The organism is Sphingomonas sp. 10B4 (genome assembly GCF_035019905.1).
Taxonomy (GTDB): domain Bacteria; phylum Pseudomonadota; class Alphaproteobacteria; order Sphingomonadales; family Sphingomonadaceae; genus Sphingomonas; species Sphingomonas glacialis.
On record NZ_JASJVC010000208.1, the window covers coordinates 1 to 435 of the forward strand.

The following is a 435-nucleotide window of genomic DNA, read 5'->3' on the forward strand; positions in this document are numbered from 1 at the left end:
TGTTTTCTAATTTCGGTAACAACACTTCCAAGGTTTCCGCTGGAGCTGCTGGCAATTGTGGGAACACCCCAGGTTCTGCGGCACCGCTCAGTAGCTTACTGGAGGCAAGGTCTGACACCGACTTTGCCGCGTTGCCCGACGGTGCACCCGACGAGGTCAAGGTGCCACTGAGATTACCGGCCGAGGAACCGACAAAGCTACTGCCATCAGACGGTGCTTGTGGCAATTTGATCATAGCCGCGGTAGATGTTGTTGGTGTGCTGGCGAAGCCGGCACCGGTCGCGCCACCGATCTGGCCGCTGGCTGGCAAACCACGCAAATCACCGGCTACAATAGGCAAGCCTTCAGGGTCGAGACGGCTGCGAACTTGCGCTTCCATTTCGACATCAGGATTGGCGACGATGGCGGCGCGGCGCGCTTTGACTTCGTCCATCA

General features: G+C 58.4%; 1 protein-coding gene. It reads right to left on the reverse strand.

Translation table 11 applies throughout. The features are described from left to right. On the reverse strand, nucleotides 1-435 hold a 435-nt coding region (locus QN347_RS19495; RefSeq protein WP_323494356.1), incomplete at both ends, for a hypothetical protein.